Origin of the sequence: Enterococcus sp. ZQ21, from assembly GCF_030053755.1 — a bacterium.
GTDB classification, from domain to species: domain Bacteria; phylum Bacillota; class Bacilli; order Lactobacillales; family Enterococcaceae; genus Enterococcus_B; species Enterococcus_B lactis.
Window position 1 is genome coordinate 1,355,332 of record NZ_CP125658.1, and the last position, 17,641, is coordinate 1,372,972.

16 protein-coding genes are annotated in these 17,641 nt (G+C 36.9%); 8 read left to right on the forward strand and 8 right to left on the reverse strand.

Translation table 11 applies throughout. The features are described 5' to 3' along the window. Positions 1-67: 67 nt before the first annotated feature. Positions 68-1,711, forward strand: a complete 1,644-nt coding sequence (locus QK255_RS06580; protein WP_002290782.1) for a glycoside hydrolase family 13 protein — start codon at positions 68-70, stop codon at positions 1,709-1,711. Between the two features lie 63 nt (positions 1,712-1,774). Here the strand turns inward: QK255_RS06580 and QK255_RS06585 are convergent, their stop codons facing one another. The 5 genes from QK255_RS06585 to QK255_RS06605 all read right to left on the reverse strand — a co-directional run bounded on the left by QK255_RS06585 (position 1,775) and on the right by QK255_RS06605 (position 6,566). Further along, a complete protein-coding gene (locus QK255_RS06585; RefSeq protein WP_002290783.1) occupies positions 1,775-2,320 on the reverse strand; it encodes a TIGR01440 family protein in 546 nt (181 codons plus the stop codon). Between the two features lie 21 nt (positions 2,321-2,341). Beyond that, on the reverse strand, positions 2,342-2,827 hold the full coding sequence (locus tag QK255_RS06590; protein WP_002290784.1) for an ECF transporter S component: 486 nt from the start codon (positions 2,825-2,827) through the stop codon (positions 2,342-2,344). Further along, the gene (locus QK255_RS06595; protein WP_002290785.1) at positions 2,817-3,629 is read right to left on the reverse strand and encodes a hydroxymethylpyrimidine/phosphomethylpyrimidine kinase; all 813 of its coding nucleotides are present in this window, start codon (positions 3,627-3,629) and stop codon (positions 2,817-2,819) included. The genes QK255_RS06590 and QK255_RS06595 overlap by 11 nt, the downstream gene beginning before the upstream one ends. Positions 3,630-3,898: 269 nt before the next feature. Beyond that, positions 3,899-5,431 (reverse strand): AMP-binding protein, encoded by a 1,533-nt coding sequence (locus QK255_RS06600; RefSeq protein WP_283341515.1) that lies wholly within the window; start codon positions 5,429-5,431, stop codon positions 3,899-3,901. Positions 5,432-5,534: 103 nt separating this feature from the next. Continuing rightward, the gene (locus QK255_RS06605; RefSeq protein WP_002292437.1) at positions 5,535-6,566 is read right to left on the reverse strand and encodes a tyrosine-type recombinase/integrase; all 1,032 of its coding nucleotides are present in this window, start codon (positions 6,564-6,566) and stop codon (positions 5,535-5,537) included. 211 nt (positions 6,567-6,777) lie between these two features. On the opposite strand from QK255_RS06605, the gene QK255_RS06610 reads away from it, so the two are divergent. The 4 genes from QK255_RS06610 to QK255_RS06625 all read left to right on the forward strand — a co-directional run bounded on the left by QK255_RS06610 (position 6,778) and on the right by QK255_RS06625 (position 10,370). Next, positions 6,778-7,809, forward strand: coding sequence for a GtrA family protein (locus QK255_RS06610; protein WP_283341516.1), 1,032 nt, complete (start codon positions 6,778-6,780; stop codon positions 7,807-7,809). Positions 7,810-7,821: 12 nt separating this feature from the next. Further along, the gene (locus QK255_RS06615; RefSeq protein ID WP_002292435.1) at positions 7,822-8,748 is read left to right on the forward strand and encodes a phosphodiester glycosidase family protein; all 927 of its coding nucleotides are present in this window, start codon (positions 7,822-7,824) and stop codon (positions 8,746-8,748) included. A gap of 16 nt (positions 8,749-8,764) precedes the next feature. Beyond that, positions 8,765-9,142, forward strand: a complete 378-nt coding sequence (locus tag QK255_RS06620) for a hypothetical protein (protein WP_002292434.1) — start codon at positions 8,765-8,767, stop codon at positions 9,140-9,142. Positions 9,143-9,383: 241 nt separating this feature from the next. Next, positions 9,384-10,370: a DUF2382 domain-containing protein gene (locus QK255_RS06625; protein WP_002292433.1), complete on the forward strand. Its 987-nt coding sequence runs from the start codon at positions 9,384-9,386 to the stop codon at positions 10,368-10,370. A gap of 199 nt (positions 10,371-10,569) precedes the next feature. Here the strand turns inward: QK255_RS06625 and QK255_RS06630 are convergent, their stop codons facing one another. Together QK255_RS06630 and QK255_RS06635 are read right to left on the reverse strand one after the other, a co-directional pair. After that, positions 10,570-11,910 carry a sensor histidine kinase gene (locus QK255_RS06630; protein WP_002290385.1) on the reverse strand — a complete coding sequence of 447 codons (1,341 nt, stop codon included), beginning with the start codon at positions 11,908-11,910 and terminating at the stop codon, positions 10,570-10,572. 4 nt (positions 11,911-11,914) lie between these two features. Continuing rightward, positions 11,915-12,589, reverse strand: coding sequence for a response regulator transcription factor (locus QK255_RS06635; RefSeq protein WP_002290386.1), 675 nt, complete (start codon positions 12,587-12,589; stop codon positions 11,915-11,917). A 158-nt stretch (positions 12,590-12,747) separates the two neighbouring features. On the opposite strand from QK255_RS06635, the gene QK255_RS06640 reads away from it, so the two are divergent. Genes QK255_RS06640 through QK255_RS06650 form a run of 3 tightly spaced genes read left to right on the forward strand, consistent with a single transcriptional unit; the run spans position 12,748 to position 16,007 of the window. Next, the gene (locus tag QK255_RS06640) at positions 12,748-13,482 is read left to right on the forward strand and encodes a polyphosphate polymerase domain-containing protein (protein WP_002290387.1); all 735 of its coding nucleotides are present in this window, start codon (positions 12,748-12,750) and stop codon (positions 13,480-13,482) included. After that, a complete protein-coding gene (locus QK255_RS06645; RefSeq protein ID WP_002290388.1) occupies positions 13,472-14,146 on the forward strand; it encodes a DUF4956 domain-containing protein in 675 nt (224 codons plus the stop codon). The genes QK255_RS06640 and QK255_RS06645 overlap by 11 nt, the downstream gene beginning before the upstream one ends. Before the next feature lie 22 nt (positions 14,147-14,168). Then, on the forward strand, positions 14,169-16,007 hold the full coding sequence (locus tag QK255_RS06650; RefSeq protein WP_002290389.1) for a carbohydrate-binding domain-containing protein: 1,839 nt from the start codon (positions 14,169-14,171) through the stop codon (positions 16,005-16,007). A 209-nt stretch (positions 16,008-16,216) separates the two neighbouring features. On the opposite strand, the gene QK255_RS06655 is transcribed toward QK255_RS06650, so the two are convergent. Continuing rightward, positions 16,217-17,641 (reverse strand): AcpB/EbpR/MafR family transcriptional regulator, encoded by a 1,425-nt coding sequence (locus tag QK255_RS06655; RefSeq protein WP_002290390.1) that lies wholly within the window; start codon positions 17,639-17,641, stop codon positions 16,217-16,219.

Genomic DNA, 17,641 nt, shown 5'->3' on the forward strand with positions numbered 1-17,641 from the left:
GTAACAAGGATACTTCTAAAATAGAATCGGTTATAATCAAGAGGGACCGTTAAAGGAGTGAAACGATATGATACAAGAACAAAAATGGTGGAAAGAAGCAGTAGGCTATCAAATCTATCCGGCCAGTTTCAAAGATAGCAACGGCGATGGACAAGGAGATATCAATGGGATCCGCGAAAAACTTGGATACTTGAAAGATCTTGGCATCGGATTTATCTGGATCAATCCAATCTATCAATCTCCATTTATCGATAATGGTTATGACGTAAGTGACTATCAAGACATAGAAAAGCGATTCGGAACGATGGAAGATTTTGATTTATTGCTGAAAGAAGCACATGAACTAGGAATCAAAGTCATTATGGATCTTGTCATCAACCACAGTTCGGATCAGCATCAATGGTTTGAAGAATCGAAGAAATCCAAAGAAAGTCCTTATCGAGATTATTACATTTGGGTCGATGGAGTAGATGGCAAAGAACCAAATAATTGGACATCGATTTTCGGCGGCTCTGCTTGGGAATATTCTCACGAAACTGGACAGTATTATCTGCATGTCTTTGCGAAAGAACAACCAGACTTAAATTGGGAAAGTGAGAAATTGAAAGAAGAACTATTCAATATGATTCGATGGTGGCTAGATAAAGGGATAGACGGATTTCGCTTAGATGCGATTTCTCATGTAAAAAAAGATGAATATTCAGTAAAAGCCACAGAGAACCCTTTTTCACCCTTTCAAAATGTCTCGGGAATCGAAGAACATTTGACTGATTTAAAACATGTTTTCGAAGAGTACGATATCATGACAGTCGGAGAAGCAAGCGGCGTCACTGCAGAAGAAGGGCCGGAATGGGTAGGAAAAGACGGTTATTTCGATATGATATTTGAATTCGATCATATCCATATTTGGCAGCAAGAAAAAGAAGGGCAATTAGACGTCCTTAAGTTAAAACATGCATTAAGTGCTTGGCAAACTTCCCTAGATGGTATCGGATGGAACGCTTTATATATGGAAAACCATGATGTTCCTCGTGCCGTTTCTGTGTTCGGAGATACCCGTCCCGAATTTTGGGCTATGTCTGCAAAAGCAATCGCTATGATGTATTTCTTTTTGCAAGGAACGCCATTTATTTATCAAGGACAAGAAATCGGAATGACGAATATGCCTTTTGAATCGATCGATCAAGTTGATGCAGTGGATTCGAAAAGACTTTATGAAAGGCTTCTTGCGGAAGGTAAGACAAGAGAAGAAGCATTGGATATTATTCGTGAAACCACCAGAGACAATAGCAGAACACCCATGCAATGGACTTCAGAAGAATATGCTGGCTTTTCTACACAGGAGCCTTGGATGATCACTAATCCAAATACCAAAACGATCAATGTAGAACAACAAGAACATGAACCGGATTCGATCTTGCAATTCTATAAGAACATGATCCGCATTAGACAAATCAATAAAGGCCTGATATATGGTTCTTTTAAAGAATATCTTCATGAACATCCACAACTATATGTCTATGAAAGAGATTTAGAAGATGAACAGTATCTTATTATGGTAAACTTGACAGAATCATTTGCTGACTATGAACTCCCAAAAGAAGCAGATCAGTCATGGACATTACTCTTGTCAAATTCTTCTAACGGAAACTTTGAAAAAAAAGGAACACTAGCACCTTATGAAGCTTGTCTGTATAAAACAAACAATTAAAAAACTTCCTCGTTAAAGTTCAATAGTTGGACTTTCCGAGGAAGTTTTTCTGATTTACCCATCTTAATAATTTGCTCTAGGACCACCGATATATTTAGGACGAGAGCGAAGGGCTGTCACATGGGCTTGTCCCAAGGTTTTCAAACGAGGTCTGACAGGCACTTGGACATGTTTGATATGCATACCGATCGAAGTGTCACCGATATCAATGCCGGCTTGCCCAATTACATGCTCCACTTCGACAGGGTCATTGAACTGTTCAAAAGCAGCAACAGAACAAGCACCTCCAGCATGTAATGCAGGAATAACAGAGACGATTTCGAATTTTTTTGCTTCTGCCACTGTTCGTTCTACCACCAATGCTCGATTCAGATGTTCGCAACCTTGGACAGCTAACGCAATTTCTTTAGGATCTAATAGCTCTTTTAACGTACGGATGATCCACTGACCAACTTCCGCACTGGAATTTTTTCCAATATGTCCACCGACGACTTCGCTTGTGCTGCACCCTAAAACAAAGAGATCTCCTTTTTTCAAGTGTGCCTCAGCCAATACGTCATTAACTATTTCAGTCAATTGAACTTTCAATTCTTTTTCTGACAACTTCATTCTCTAAAACCTTCTTTTCAATTAATATTGCTTCCGTGCTTGAATACGTTGAAGACTTGCAGTTATAGGAAAGGCAAGGCCCATACCGATAAGATTTTGAAAGATATTCCCTGGGATAGAAGCCACTCCAGCCGGCCAATCATACAAAATCCAACCGGCGATACCATAGCCGACGATCATAACTAAGCTTCCTAAAAAAAGACCAAATAGCCACATGCGAGTAGAAGATTTACTGAAAGATCCGGCAACATATCCTTGTAATCCGTGAATCACTAATGAAAAAATAGCCCATTGCGGATACCCTGAAATCAAATCGATTAATAGTCCACTGGAAGCACCGACAACTAATCCACCCATTGGACCATAAAGAAAAGAAGCAGTATAGATTCCAGCCTCACATAATGTCACAAAACCGTTCGTAGCCGGCACAGGGATCAAAATAGTTAATGAAAGTGCAACGGTCAACGCAATCAGCATTGCATAGATTGTTAGTTGTTTAGTTTTCATTTATCGTTCCTCCTTTTTGGATACCGCCAGACCAGACGCTTCCCGTATGATCATTCATCAGCACACCATTGGAAATACAATGGGCAACAAATTTTTTACTTTCTGCTACGGCTTTTGAAACATCTAATCCTAATACAAGATTCGCTGTTATTGCAGAAGAAAAGGCACAACCGGCACCATTTACTGTTGGGGTGTCGACTTTTTTCTGAGAAAACACCTCATGATGGTCAACTGAATAGAGAAGATCCACAGCTTGTTCGCCAGCCATCCTTGTGCCGCCTTTTATTACAATTTTCTTTGCTCCTGAAGCAGTGAGCTCTTTAGCGAGATGGATCATTTCTATCAACGAAGAGGGGAGAGCTTGACCAGAAAGTAAAGCAGCTTCTGCCAAATTAGGCGTAATCATCGTAACAAGTGGAAAAAGTTCTTCGATGAGCTGTGAAATATACAATTGATTGATCACAGTTTCAGTTTCTTTGAATGCCAAAACCGGGTCTAAGATGATTGGGATATTTTGTTTTGCTTTTATGAAGTCTCGAACAACCATGATTGCTTCACTTGAATTTAATAACCCGATCTTGATTCCATCTAATGTAGTCATTTGATCAATTGAAGCCAACTGTCGTTCAAGCAACTCTGAAGGAATAGATTCCAAGATAAATTGCCCATTCGTATCTAGTACCCCTATAGATGTCAGGGCGCTTAGCCCGAATAGACCAAAATCTTCAAAAGTTTTTAAGTCTGTTTGGATTCCTCCGCCAGCAAATGGATCAGAACCACCAATCGTCAAGATTCTTTTCATAACATTTCCCTCCATGAATAAGAGTATAACGAAATTTTCAAAAAAGAAAAACAGCCAATTGGCATATTTTTATCTCATCCAATTTTCAAAAGAAGCGAAAAGGGAATGTGACAAAAATCGTGTCACATTCCCTTTTTCCAAATAAACGATGTTCAATTAGCTGGTCCTCGATATTAGCTCAACAAACGGCAAAATATGAGGAACCACTTTTGTTTGGCTGTTCTTATTACTTGATGCAGGACAGCTTTTTCACAACCACTTAAAAACGATTAGTTGTTTTGTGTTTTTAATTCTTTCTCGATTTGAAGCCGCTGAACTTTCATTGTAGCTGTTCGCGGGATTGCATCAAAGTCAAGGATGATAGGGGCGTTCAAACATGGAAGTTCATGGACTTGCTCCCACCAGCGATTCCAATCCATTTCTTTATCAGGGGCTAAAGCAATAATCGGCTGTGGAGAATGATTTTTATCCCTTACAATCACTACTTCTGCCAAAAAATCTAACGAGTCTAATAAAAAGTCTTCAATAGCTAATGTACTGTTGATCGTTTCGATCAAATCTACTTGCCGATCTTTCAAAAATAGGTGACCACGATTATCCATAAAACCGTAATCTCCGCTATCCCACCAATCGCCATAAACATTTTCCTGGAACCGTGCATCTTCCTTATAATAAGTCAAAGCCCGTCCTTTAGACAGTAATTGTATATGACCATCTGTATTTTCAGGAAGGACATTCCCAACTGAATCTGTGATCCGAGCGCTTGTCATGTCTTCCAGTCCAACGCCCATATCTCTTGCATCACTCGTTTTCAAACTTTCCAGTGTATGAGCCTTAAGAATCATTGGTCCACATTCACTTTGGCCATATACTTGAAGGAATACCGCATCTTGTGTTATTGATGTTCGCAAAAATGTTTCCATTGTCTGATTGTTTATGGCATCAAAAGTAGAGTGATAATAACGGATGCCAGAGAAAGCTTCTGGATGTTCTTTAGCAGTAAAACTCCACTGAACAAAGTTATTCGGATGAGTCTCTAATGCGATTGGTCGGTGGGTTTCCAACATACGAATAACTTTTGAACTTTGTGCGTCTGCTAAAGGCATCATAGGAAAACCCATGGACATCAAAGAAGAGATGCCAATATTGAATCTAGAATGTACGGGGGAAATGTGAAAAGCGATTAATTTCTTTTCTGAAATTTTCGCAAAAACAGTTTTTTGCCATTTCGTTCGCCAACCCATAGAATGAGCAGAATGACAAATAAGCTTAGGGATACCAGTTGTACCAGAAGTATGGGTCATATAAGAAATTTCATTTTTAGCTAAAAACGATTGGGGAACAGGAAAAGTAGGTTGCTCCAGTAAATAAAAAATAGGAATCTGTTTTGACTTAGTCCCGTTTGAAATTTCTCCCACTCGTTTTTTTGTCTCATCATCAAATAAAATGAAGGGGTCTTCTAAACGGTCGATAAATACTTCCATTGTCGCTGTTGGTAGATGATAAGAAGTCATGACAGGCACTGCACCAAGGTAAGACACAGAAACAGCGAGAAGGTATGTGTCAAAAGCGGAACTCTTATAGATAATGACTTTGTCTCCAGATTTCACACCAAGATGGGCTAATTGATAAGCTCGATCTAACACACTTTCAAAGCATTTTTTGTAGGTTGTTTCAAGTCCTAACTCAGGAAAAGCAGAAAGCGGCTGATCACAGATAATCAGGGTCTCGGAAAAGCCAGCTGCAGCTTCTTGAAAATTCGTAAATAAATTCAAAGGGGAATACGTTATGGTCTCCATCATTCACACTCCATTATCTTTTGTTAAGTAATATACAAACTCAAGATAATCGTAACATAAACCTTTATACAATAATATAGTTTATTGTGAAAAAAAGTTCAGGTTCCTATGTGACAGAAACCTGAACGAATGCCGCTAATTCGTGATAAGAAAAATCAACCATTTTTTCCCAGATTTCTTGAAAAGAGTGGGAAGATAGGTATCGATTACCGCATAAATAGTTTACCGCGTCAGCATCATCTAAATATAGTTCGGTATAATAGCGATAGGTTTTTCGGCATAATTCTGGTGATACATTCTTATACACTGTGATTTTGCTCAAAATTTGGCGAATAGTCCGAGGAGAAATTTGTTGATCATGCGAGGAACGAAAAACAAAAGAATTTTCGTCCGTATTTTGTGCGGTTAACTTAAAATAGTTCTCCAGAAACGGCATCGCTTCTTTTGGTATTGGTACTTTACTCAATCTGTTTTCTTTTCTATTCAGATTAAGAATCTGCTTGGTCAAAGATACATCTTTACGTTTAAGTTCTACTACTTCATGGATCTTTAATCCGCAATACAGAAGAATGGCAGTAATCGCAAGGTTCCTCGGTCTATTCTTTTCTTCAAAGCTAGCTTCTCTGCTTGTTTGAAAGCCTTCAATCGGGATAAACAAATGCTCAAAATCTTTGAAAAGTTCTGCATCGATATATCGCGGAGCTGCTTTAGTTGTTTCCGGTAAACTTGTACCCAAAAGAGAGATCTCTTCTTCAATTAGTCCTTTTTGATATAAAAATCGTAAAAAATGATTTAATGAATATTGCTTCCTCGAAATCCCGTAATAGCTATTTTCAAACAATTGCTCCGTTTCTTGGTTCGCTGTAGTTTGGAACGAACGAGTATGTCGATAGATTTTAGCTAAGAAATTCTGATAATCTTGTTTTTCTAAACGGATAATCAGCTGATCATCCACTTCTTCAGAAAATACTTTTCTCAAATAATCAGTAAACAAATGGAAATCTTTTGCATATTCATAGCGACTACCTAATGATAAAGAAGAGCGATTTTCTTCTAAAAACTGTTGAAAGACGGAAGGGAGCAAATGTGTACGTTGTTTTAATTTTTCTTGCAGTTGTTTTCTAGTTTTGCTGTCCAATACAAATCCCTCCAGTTATTGTTCATTTCCTTTATTTTACCGCATTTCCTCAAATGACGATAGGGAATTTGTCTTGCTTTGATAACGAACATCCATGTAACTGTCTTTTAAAAGTCTTTACAAAATCAGAGGTGATTCTCTTAGTTTTTAAGAAGCCCTTAAGTTTCACTTGCAACAATAACTACAATTTCAAATAAAAGCAGGTGAGTATATGTCAGCTATTCTATTAATTCCAATCTACGAACCCACAGAAAACACTGTATTCTTCATTAATCAATTAGCACAATCTGTAAACGTACCGATTATCATTGTTGATGATGGAAGTGGGAAAACCTATCAAAAACTGTTTCAGCGAATGGAACATCCTAATATCACTAAAATCAGCTATTTTGACAACAAAGGCAAGGGATATGCATTAAAATTCGGCTTTTCAGTTATACTTGATTCCTATCCAGACATTACTGGCGTTGTCACAGCAGACAGTGATGGTCAGCATGAAATCGAAGACATCCAAAAAATGCTAGTGGCAGTAGATCGATTAGCTGGTCAGGAATTCCTTTTGGGTGTAAGAGATTTTTCGTATGAAAACACGCCCTTTCGAAGCTATTTCGGGAATCGAATGACGAGCGGTTTTTATTATCTTTCCTCAGGTATCCACTTACAGGATACACAAACAGGACTGAGGGGATTTTCTATCTTTAGTTTATCTGAACTGCTCAAAATCGAAGGAAATCGGTTTGAATATGAAATCAATCAACTGCTAGTTTTACCAAAGATCGGCTATCGAATGACTACGATCCCTATCAAAACAATATATAGCGATGGAAATAAAGGTTCCCATTTTCGAATATTCCAAGATTCCTATCTTGTTTATCGTCCGTTCATTCGTTTCTTTTTTTCTTCGATTTCCTCTTCATTGGTGGATATTGGACTATTCTATTCCATTATATTTTTTATTGGAAATCATACAATGGCTTCTTTGTTGATTGCTACCGTACTTTCTAGAGTACTATCAGGAATTTTCAATTATCAAATGAATCGACATTATGTGTTCAGAAAACAAAGAGCCCGTACTGCTTTTTATAAATACAGCTTGCCGTTTCTCCTTCAACTGATTTTAAGTTGGCTAGGTGTGTCGATCCTTTCGGTTATTATTCAGTCGCTTTTGCTTTGTAAGGCCGTTGTGGATATTTTATTGTTTTTTGCCAGTTTTTCGATTCAAAGACGCATAGTCTTTTGTTAGGAGGAAATCTTTATGAAACATTTTTTACGAAAAAAATATATGTGGGCATGTCTATCGAGTGTTTTCTTGTTAGGAAGTTCAAGTTATATATTATTAAAAACATTTGTTTTGCCTCAGGAAATAGCAGCAGTAGAATCGGTATCCAATGAGACTTCCACTTCGACAACAGACACAAAAAATACGAGTAACTCAAGTTCTTTTGAACCAGTGATTACAGATAATAGCTACCAAGATGAAAATATCAATATCACATTATCTTCAGAACGTGTTGATGAAACCACAGTTTATGTTGCTGATATTACAGTAAGCGATTCTAGCTATTTAAAAACAGCTTTGGCAAACAATACGTATGGACGCAACATCAAAGAAACTACATCTGCGATCGCACAAGAACAACAAGCGATTTTAGCGATAAACGGAGATTATTATGGTTTTAGAGATACAGGATATGTACTTAGAAATGGCACACTATATCGTGATACACCTAGTGAAGATGAAACAAAAGAAGACTTAGTAATTGATAAAAATGGTGATTTCTCAATAATAAAAGAAGCAGAAACATCTGCTGAAAAGCTAGTAGAAGAAGATGTACAACAAGTTTTATCTTTTGGTCCTGCTTTAGTTGAAGATGGAGAAGTCACTGTTTCTGAAGATGAGGAAGTGTCGCAGTCGATGCAAAGTAATCCACGAACCGCAATTGCTCAAGTTGGAACAAACCATTATCTCGTTGTTGTTTCAGAAGGTCGAACAGATGATAGTCAAGGGTTGAGTCTCAGCGAACTAGCAACTGTATTGAAAAATCATGGAGCAAAAACCGCATATAATTTAGATGGTGGAGGGTCAACAACGCTTTATTTCAATGGAAAAGTCATTAATCAAACAGTCGGCGGAAGTGGAAACTCTGAACGATCTGTCAGCGATATCGTTTTTATAGGTTAAGAAAAGGGGTATAATTATGAATAAGAAAAAAACGTTTTATAGTTATTTTATTAGTTCAGTCATTCTTTTCATCTTTCAATTGGTTTATCATCATTTTAGCCACGGGGTCACTTCACAAGCACTGAAATGGGTCTGGGTTATTCCAATGGTAGGAGGGGCATTCCTTTTTATTTTCGAAAAAATATTAAATACTTTTCGAAATCGCCTAGCTTTCAATTTATTCAATACGGGTTTGGCTAGCTATATCGTCGGAATGATTCTTAAAGGAATATTAGAAATAGCTGGAGCTTCATCACCTTACATAGGAATTTATCCTATGATAGGAACGATTATACTAGGAATCAGTCTATTTATCTATATAAGTAGCTTGCTTATTCAAGGATTGGATAAATAATACAATCGTAATAAATGGAAAATATAAGAAATTTTTCAAAAAATTTCCTATAGGAATAAATGCACAAATGACTATTTTAGTGATATATATTTTGCTATTAGCATAGATATTCCAAAATTTCAATTAAAATATTTTAATCTAATTCCAATCTAAATATTTGTAGAAATCAATCGTCTCCTATAGAATAAATTTATAAGTAAAAATATACCAATCATAAATCTATTTGCTAGGAGGAATTTACATGGAAGACAAAAATTTAACAGTCATCGGTAGCTACAGTACAAGGGATGAAGCATTATCAGTAATCGAACGGTTGCGTAACGAAGGGTATGATCGAGATGATATCGTTATTTATACTACTGATGAAGCAGCAACTAGACTGGGATTCGACGGATTATCCGGTATAGATGTTGAAACAGACGAGAATCGGATGGATGGCGAAGAAGATCGCTCTTTATGGGAAAGAATAAAAGACACTTTTTCTTTTGATACCTATGATTCTGAGACGGCTACGCCAGAAAATGATCCTTTATATCAGTATAGAGGAGATATTTCTGCTGGAAAATTTGTCATCACAGTAAAAGGCTATCGTCAGCCAGAAACAACAGAAGACACAATGGATACACAAGATACTGTTAGCCCAGCAAGCACAATGGGAACAGGACTAGGGACTGGGACTGGCACTGATCCAATGGACGTAGATGGCACGACAGGCTTTCAAAATACAACAGATCCACTGAATATGACACCAGGAACTGATCCGATGGACGTACCTGGCGAAGCTGATTCTATGGGTACAAAAGAGACGGAAGACATCGATCGCAAACCAAATCTAGATGATGATACGATTCAACTAAAAGAAGAAAAATTAGATGTAAATACACATGATGTTACCACTGGAGAAGTCGACATCCACAAACATGTGGTCAACGATACTGAAACGGTAGAAGTACCGGTCAAACGTGAAGAAATCGTCATCGAGCGCAAACCAGTAACAGATCCATCTTCACAGGGTACAGACGAAAACTTGGAAGATGACACGATCACTATCCCAATCAAAGAAGAGCAAGTAGATGTTAGCAAGCATACAGTTGTTCGTGAAGAAGTGGGAATTCATAAAGAAGAACATGAAGACGTTGAAAAAGTGACAGAAGATGTTAGCCGAGAAGAATTGGATATTGACACAAGCGGTGATGTACACATTGAAGACCGCAATAAAAAATCTTAAGCGTAAGCTAAAGAGGTTGTGACAGAAGTGGTCAGCTTCAAGAAATAAGAAGGAGTTTACGAAATTTGTTTCTCAAATTTTTGTGAAATTTCGGCTTATTTTCGAAGAAGCTACTTCTGGAACACCGTTTATTCGGAAAACAGGGTTGTGACAAGATTATTGTCACAGCCCTTTTCCTAGTATGTTTTAGAGTTAAGCATTATTTTTTAGGCTTCAACGGTAATTGGACTTTAAAATCAACTCCTTGTGGAAGATAATTGGATACAGAAATTTGTCCGTGGTGCTGTTCGATTATCTGTTTTGCAATCGCCAATCCAAGTCCGTAACCGCCAGTTTCCTTCGCACGAGATTGATCTTCCCGATAAAATCGATCAAAGATTCTTACTTGATCTTCTTCACTGATAGAAGGGCCAGTATTCTTTACGTGAATCAGCCATTCTTTATGGTTAACAGACGAATCTAAAATAATTTTATCTTTTGGATTCGTATATTTTAAGGCATTATCTAGCAAAATAACCAAAACTTGATGGATCTTTTTTTCGTCAATTGGTACTTCTGATGTTGCCTCGTTATGAAGGATAAACTCCTTTCCGTCTATGGTGGCCATCTCTTGAAATGGTTTAACAAGGTTTTCGATATATTCCTGTGTATTGATCATTTGTTTTGAAAGTAGCTGCTGATCAGAATCATTTCGGGCAATCGTCAGCAGATCTGAAGTCAATCCAGTGAGCCGTCTCGTCTCTGACAATGCTTGAGCAATACTTTCAGATTCCTCAATGATGGTATGATCAGGTTTGGTAAACAGATGTTCCAAACTATTTTGAATAATCGTTAACGGTGTACGTAATTCATGAGAAGCATTTTCGACAAATTCTTTTTGTCTTCTCCAAGAAAGAATGATAGGGCGCATGCTTAGACTAGACAAGTAATAACTAATGCCAATTGAGATAAGCCAGAAAACAACCATACACAAAATCATAATTGTGCGAAAAGTTGCTAATGAATTTTTGATTTGATTTGTATTTTCTAAAATTTGGATATAGGCAACACCAACTTGATTCGTCTCTGCTTTTTTCGTTATCGAGCGGAAGGAGAGGGTAGATGAGTCGTTTTCTTCATTTAATTCAATATTTTGGATGGTATTCAGATTTTTTGTATCCATTTTTAATTCTTTGATCTGATTGAAGCGTCCACCAATAGCTGCCTTATTCAATATCTCACCATTTTCAGACCACAAGATCACTTGAGTGTTAAATCGGTCATTTGATGGTTCCATCAATGGTTGTTCCATGTTTGTTCTGTTTTGTTCCATTTGATTCGGGTTCAAAAAGGGATCACCTTGCTGATACCTTTGTATCTCTAATTGTACTGTCCGAGAATCAAAATCTGTTTTCTCTAATGAAAGATCCGTTTCTCTATACGCAGATTGGTTCAATATCTGTAAAGTAATAAACCCCAGAAGAAAAAAGATCAAAGCAAATGCAGCTACATTCGTTGCAAAAAAACGGCTGCGCTGCTTGCGTGTAATATCTCCATTCATTGCATCACACCCCTTGCAATATATAACCAACATTACGTAAAGTTTTGATTTCTTTATCTAGTCCAGTACTGCGTAGATGTTTCCGTAAATTGCTCATGTAAACTTCAACAACTGTAATCGTCGTATCAGAATCAAATCCCCAGATCCGATCAAATATCTGCTCTTTTGTCAAAATGATTCCTTTATTTTGTAAAAAATAAACGAGTAATTCAAACTCTTTTCCTTGTATGGGCAAAACTTGTTCTTTATACAATACTTCATTACTTTTTAGATCACAACTGATATCCTTATACTTCAGAATGTTTTCATCAAAGAGACCAAGCGATCGTTTCAATAATGCTTTCACGCGCATGATCAATTCTTCTCGATAGAACGGTTTTGTCAGATAATCATCTGCACCACGTTCAAATCCTTCAATCTTATCTTCCAAACTATCTTTTGCTGTCAAAATCAATACAGGAGTCTGTATTTTTTCTTTCCGTAACTTTGCTAGGACTTCATAACCATTCATTTCCGGCATCATCAAATCCAAGATTGCAAGGTCATAAACACCGCTTTCCAACTCAAACAGTCCTTCACCACCGTTATAAACTTGTGTTATCTCACCAATTGTTGTGAGTATTTCTTTTATATTGTTTGATAATACTTTATCGTCTTCTACTACTAATAGTTTAATCATTTTCCCACCTCATTCATTTGATCACTTTAGTTTAACATGGATAGCATAAAATTGGCTTAAATAATCAAAGAATCCACTTATGTATTAAATTAAGGAGAATTTAAGTTTGTTTACATAGACTCGTTGTTATAATCACCAAACAGTAAAGGGGAGAAAACATGAAACTAAAAAAAGTATTTCAAAGAAAAGAAAACAAATATTTATTGACCGAACAGCAATTTCCTCTTTTTTTCGAGCAACTTGAAAAAAAGATGGCAATAGACGAATACGGGCTTCATACAATCATGTCTCTGTATTATGATACGAAAGATTTTCAGTTTATTCAGCATTCGATGGATAAACCAATATACAAAGAAAAATTCAGAGTAAGAAGCTACGGAATCCCTAGCGAAGAGAGTACTATATTCTTGGAAATCAAAAAGAAAGTAAATGGGATTGTCTATAAAAGAAGGCTGCCTGTGGATTACTCAACATACGAATGTTGGTTGAAAAGTAAAGATTTTTATTTAAGAAACAACGTAGACAGTAATCAAATCAACGAAGAGATCTTTTGGTTGTTCAAGCAGCACCCAGATTTGACTCCACAAGTATTGATCTCTTATGACAGAATATCTTTGTTCACTGACGAAGAAGTAGAATTCCGAGTGACCTTTGATCAGAAAATTCGTTTTCGAGATACCTGTCTTGATTTAAAAAAAGGAAGTGGCGGACAGCTAGTTGCACCTGAACTTGGTGTGCTAATGGAAGTAAAGGCAATGGGGGCTTATCCTTTATGGTTTGTTGAACTGTTAAATAAATTTACAGTACGAAAAAGCAGTTTCTCAAAATATGCAGAAACGTACAAAAGACATCTATTTGTTCAACATAAGGAGGAAGAAATCCATGCTATCTAGTCTGTTTGAATCAGGAACAACCATTCAGTTTACCGATTTGCTTTTGTGTATCATTGTCTCATTAGTTTTAGGATTATTAGTTGCATTTATCCATATGCAGCGAAATGTTTATACTAAAAGCTTCGTCGTAACTTTAGCTGTTTTACCGGTGCTTGTTCAATCTGTCATTATGCTAGTTAATGGTAACCTTGGCACTGGTTTAGCAGTAGTAGGCGCCTTCAGCTTAATTCGTTTCCGCTCTGTTGCAGGTGGTTCTCGTGAAATTACCAGTATTTTTTGGTCAATGGGTATCGGGATCGCTACTGGAATGGGATACGTAGTTTATGTTGTGTTATTTTCTGTTATTGTAGCTTTATTTTTACTGTTTCTATATTTATCACCTTTTGGAAGCAGAGAAAAAATTGCCGAACGAGAATTAAAAATAACAATACCAGAGGATTTAGATTACCCAGAATTATTTACAGATATATTTGAAGAATATACTTATACCAATCATTTATCTTCTGTGAGAACAACAACAATGGGAAGTTTATATGAACTACGCTACGTTATTCTGATGAAAGACCAAGGAAAAGAAAAAGAATTGATTGATCGAGTTCGTGTTAGGAATGGAAATCTGCCTGTCGTATTAGGAAAAGTCGCTACAAATCGCGATGAATTGTAACATTGAAAGGTGAGGATACTAGATGAAAAAAACAATTTATACAATGCTCCTTGCAAGCTTGTTTCTTGCTTCTTGTTCACAATCATCATCTAGCAACAAAACGAGTAATACCGAAACAAGTAACTCATCGTCTCAAACAAGTAATAGTACATCGGAAGAGTTAGCTAATTACTATGGGAAGTACGAGGAAGAAGATTTATCAACAGAATACGATGAGACCTCAGCAGCAAAAATAACGTTAGATGAAGAACCGGTTATCAATGGAAACGGAGCAACAGCAGAGGGAGAAACAGTAACGATCTCAGAAGAAGGAACATACGTCCTCAGTGGAACGCTTTCTGATGGCCAGCTCATTATCAATGCGTCGAAAGAAGCAAAAATCCATTTGATCTTTAACGGTGTCTCTATTACTAATACAAGCGGATCAGCCGTCAATATCCAGCAAGCAGAGAAGGTGATCCTAACATTAGCTGACAATAAAACGAACAATCTAAAAGATGGTGAAAATTATTCTTTTGCTGAAAATGAAACAGAACCCGACGCAACATTATACAGCAAAGAAGATTTAACGATTAATGGAACCGGCACGTTAAAAGTCAATGGAAATTACAGCAATGGAATCAGGAGCAAAGATGATCTTGTACTCGTTTCAGGAACATATGAAGTTACTGCTAAAAACAATGCTATCAAAGGAAAAGATTCTGTTTCTATTCGAAACGGGAATTATAACTTGAATACAACAGAAGGGGACGCTATCCAAGCAAACAATACAGAAGATGAAACAAAAGGATACGTAGCAATTGATGGTGGTACTTTTGAAATTAGTAGCGGAAGAGATGGCATTCAAGCAGAAACAAATACAACTTTACAAAACGCTGAGATGACAATCAAAACTGCAGATGGGGCAAATAGTCAAACTATAAATACAAATGAAAGTTACAAAGGAATCAAAGCTGGAAATCAAGTAAAAATAAGCAGTGGGACCTACTCCATAGACAGTGCTGATGACAGCATCCATTCCAATAACACTTTTGAACTTACTGGCGGTACAATTACAGCTAAAACTGGAGACGATGGTATCCACGCAGATAATGAATTGACAATCAGTGCAGGTGTTGTTGACATCCAACAGTCTTACGAAGGAATAGAATCAGCTGTGATTAACTTCAAAGATGGACAAACAAAAATAGTAGCCAGTGATGACGGGGTAAATGCCGGTGGAGGAAATGACACAAGTCAGGAAAATGGAAAATTTGGTGCTGATTCATTTGGCGGAGCTCCAGATGAATCAGATGACAGCAAACAAATAACGATTAGCGGAGGGACTCTGTCAGTCAATTCTGAAGGAGATGGATTAGATAGTAACGGAAATATCACTATGTCTGGCGGAACAGTTACTGTTGATGGACCGACAAATGGCGGAAACGGCGCATTGGATTATGGAGGAACATTTGATGTATCCGGTGGCTCACTGGTAGCTGCGGGTGCAAGTGGGATGGCGCAAACAGTTAGCGATTCTTCTACACAAGGTACCATTGCAATCACGTTTGATTCGGTTCAATCAGCTGGTACTTTGATAAGCATCAAAAATAGCAGCGGTGATACTGTGGTCACATATCAACCCGCAAAAGATTATCAAACAATTGTTATTTCTACAAAAGAATTGATCACTGGAGATACTTACTCGATTGTCAGTGGTGGTACTGCAAATACAGAACCACAAAATGGGTTATTTGATACCGGATCAGAAACAACTGGAACTGAGCTTGGTTCATTTACACTCTCGGAAAACACAGCAAGTGTCTCACAGTCAGGTGAAACTATTTCAATGAGTCAGATGGCGGGACCCGGAGGAAGATAACAAGTAAAATGATCCTAACATTATGAATCAACAAAAGATGTTTCATAAACAGATAATTATGATTGAAAATGAAAGAATAACTATTGATATACTTTCGCCCTAAATCTCGTTGGATTGCAAAAGGTATCCAATAAAAAGAAACAGCTATGTCTATTTCTCATGATATTTTTATCAGGATGGTAGAGTATACATAGCTGTTTTTTGATTGTTTATAGCTCAAATAAGCGGATCAGTTCTTCTTCATTTGCGAATGACACACTATCATCAATCAACATATAAGGAACATGGGTATTCGGAATTGGTTGATTCGTGACGATCAGGTCATACTCAAGAAGATTGTACTTCGAAAGTTGATCTTCAGTGATAGCAGTTGTTTCAGAGTGAATCTTATGCACAGCAAGAACATCACTGACATATTCTTCAATGTATCGACTATGTCGAAGACTTAAGTCACTGACGATCAGTATTTTTTTATCGGAAGTATAATGGTGTATTTCAGGATTACCAATAAGCATCCAAAATATATAGCTAGATAAATAATAAATCAAATTTCGATTCAGTAGGGTGTAATAAAATTGAAGTTCTGCACGAAATCCAGCATATAGACGGATATGACGATGTTGCATCTGTTCCGCAAAGAAAGTGGCACGAATCGTCAAATGAGTCGTATCGTATGGAAAAATACGTGAGAAAAAATAAATTTGAGTTAAGAGTCGAACAACAAATTCTTCGTTTTTTTCTTTGCAATCAGCAGATGAAAATGAACAGTAGGATATATTTTTTCGTATCTGTTCACTGATTTCATTTTTTTCTTTCTCCGAAAATTCCGAAAAAATCGTATTGACAAAATAGTTCACTACTTTTATATAGCTGCTGTACTTCAATTTCCCTAAAAGATTTTTCAAGATCAAAAGGTCTTTTTTATCTATATTTATCAACTTTACGTATGGGTCTCCAGCTTTCCATTCGAATGGATTTCCTTGTGATTCCCGCATAAGATGCACAACAAAATACATAATAAAGAAAGATTGCTCATAAGGACTTTCTTCTTGGAATAAATTCAACTGACAATTGTTCTTTGACATAATTTCTTTGATCTTCTTTTTTTCGATTGGAAATGGCAAAGTACGTCTTCCATAGTAGCTTAAAAAGAAAAAGGTGACAAAGATACGCAGCTGGAGCTCACTTTTCAGGCTAGTCAACTGAAACCCTTGATCGACGATTACTTTTAATAAATAGCTTTCTAAAATTTGATTGCATTGTTTCAACTTACGCGTAAAAGAAGAACGACTAATCGAGATTTTTTCACAATAATACTCGATCGTTTTACCCGGATTGACAATGATTTCATTTAATAGACGACTATTTGTAGAACTTTGTGACATTTCCATTAGCACATTTAAATAAGCCGGTACATTCAAATGTTCAAGTCGATACCCCAATTTTTGTGAAGACTGAATCGTTACATCCGTTCCCCAGCGGATTTTGATTTCTTCGATATACCTTACAAACGTAGATTCCGAACTACCGATTCGTTTGGCAAGTTCTTTTTTAGTCATCCACTTGTCAGAAATGGATAGAATCCGAATGATTTTTTCCATCTTTCTATAGTTTCCTTCCAGCAACCTGATCAT

What these genes read in the sequence shown, in the direction of transcription:
- QK255_RS06580 (WP_002290782.1), top strand. Translation starts at nt 68, where the DNA reads ATGATACAAGAACAAAAATGGTGGAAAGAAGCAGTAGGCTATCAAATC.
- QK255_RS06585 (WP_002290783.1), bottom strand. Translation starts at nt 2,320, where the DNA reads ATGAAGTTGTCAGAAAAAGAATTGAAAGTTCAATTGACTGAAATAGTT.
- QK255_RS06590 (WP_002290784.1), bottom strand. Translation starts at nt 2,827, where the DNA reads ATGAAAACTAAACAACTAACAATCTATGCAATGCTGATTGCGTTGACC.
- QK255_RS06595 (WP_002290785.1), bottom strand. Translation starts at nt 3,629, where the DNA reads ATGAAAAGAATCTTGACGATTGGTGGTTCTGATCCATTTGCTGGCGGA.
- QK255_RS06600 (WP_283341515.1), bottom strand. Translation starts at nt 5,431, where the DNA reads ATGATGGAGACCATAACGTATTCCCCTTTGAATTTATTTACGAATTTT.
- QK255_RS06610 (WP_283341516.1), top strand. Translation starts at nt 6,778, where the DNA reads ATGTCAGCTATTCTATTAATTCCAATCTACGAACCCACAGAAAACACT.
- QK255_RS06615 (WP_002292435.1), top strand. Translation starts at nt 7,822, where the DNA reads ATGAAACATTTTTTACGAAAAAAATATATGTGGGCATGTCTATCGAGT.
- QK255_RS06620 (WP_002292434.1), top strand. Translation starts at nt 8,765, where the DNA reads ATGAATAAGAAAAAAACGTTTTATAGTTATTTTATTAGTTCAGTCATT.
- QK255_RS06625 (WP_002292433.1), top strand. Translation starts at nt 9,384, where the DNA reads ATGGAAGACAAAAATTTAACAGTCATCGGTAGCTACAGTACAAGGGAT.
- QK255_RS06630 (WP_002290385.1), bottom strand. Translation starts at nt 11,910, where the DNA reads ATGAATGGAGATATTACACGCAAGCAGCGCAGCCGTTTTTTTGCAACG.
- QK255_RS06635 (WP_002290386.1), bottom strand. Translation starts at nt 12,589, where the DNA reads ATGATTAAACTATTAGTAGTAGAAGACGATAAAGTATTATCAAACAAT.
- QK255_RS06640 (WP_002290387.1), top strand. Translation starts at nt 12,748, where the DNA reads ATGAAACTAAAAAAAGTATTTCAAAGAAAAGAAAACAAATATTTATTG.
- QK255_RS06645 (WP_002290388.1), top strand. Translation starts at nt 13,472, where the DNA reads ATGCTATCTAGTCTGTTTGAATCAGGAACAACCATTCAGTTTACCGAT.
- QK255_RS06650 (WP_002290389.1), top strand. Translation starts at nt 14,169, where the DNA reads ATGAAAAAAACAATTTATACAATGCTCCTTGCAAGCTTGTTTCTTGCT.
- QK255_RS06655 (WP_002290390.1), bottom strand. Translation starts at nt 17,641, where the DNA reads ATGATCAGGTTGCTGGAAGGAAACTATAGAAAGATGGAAAAAATCATT.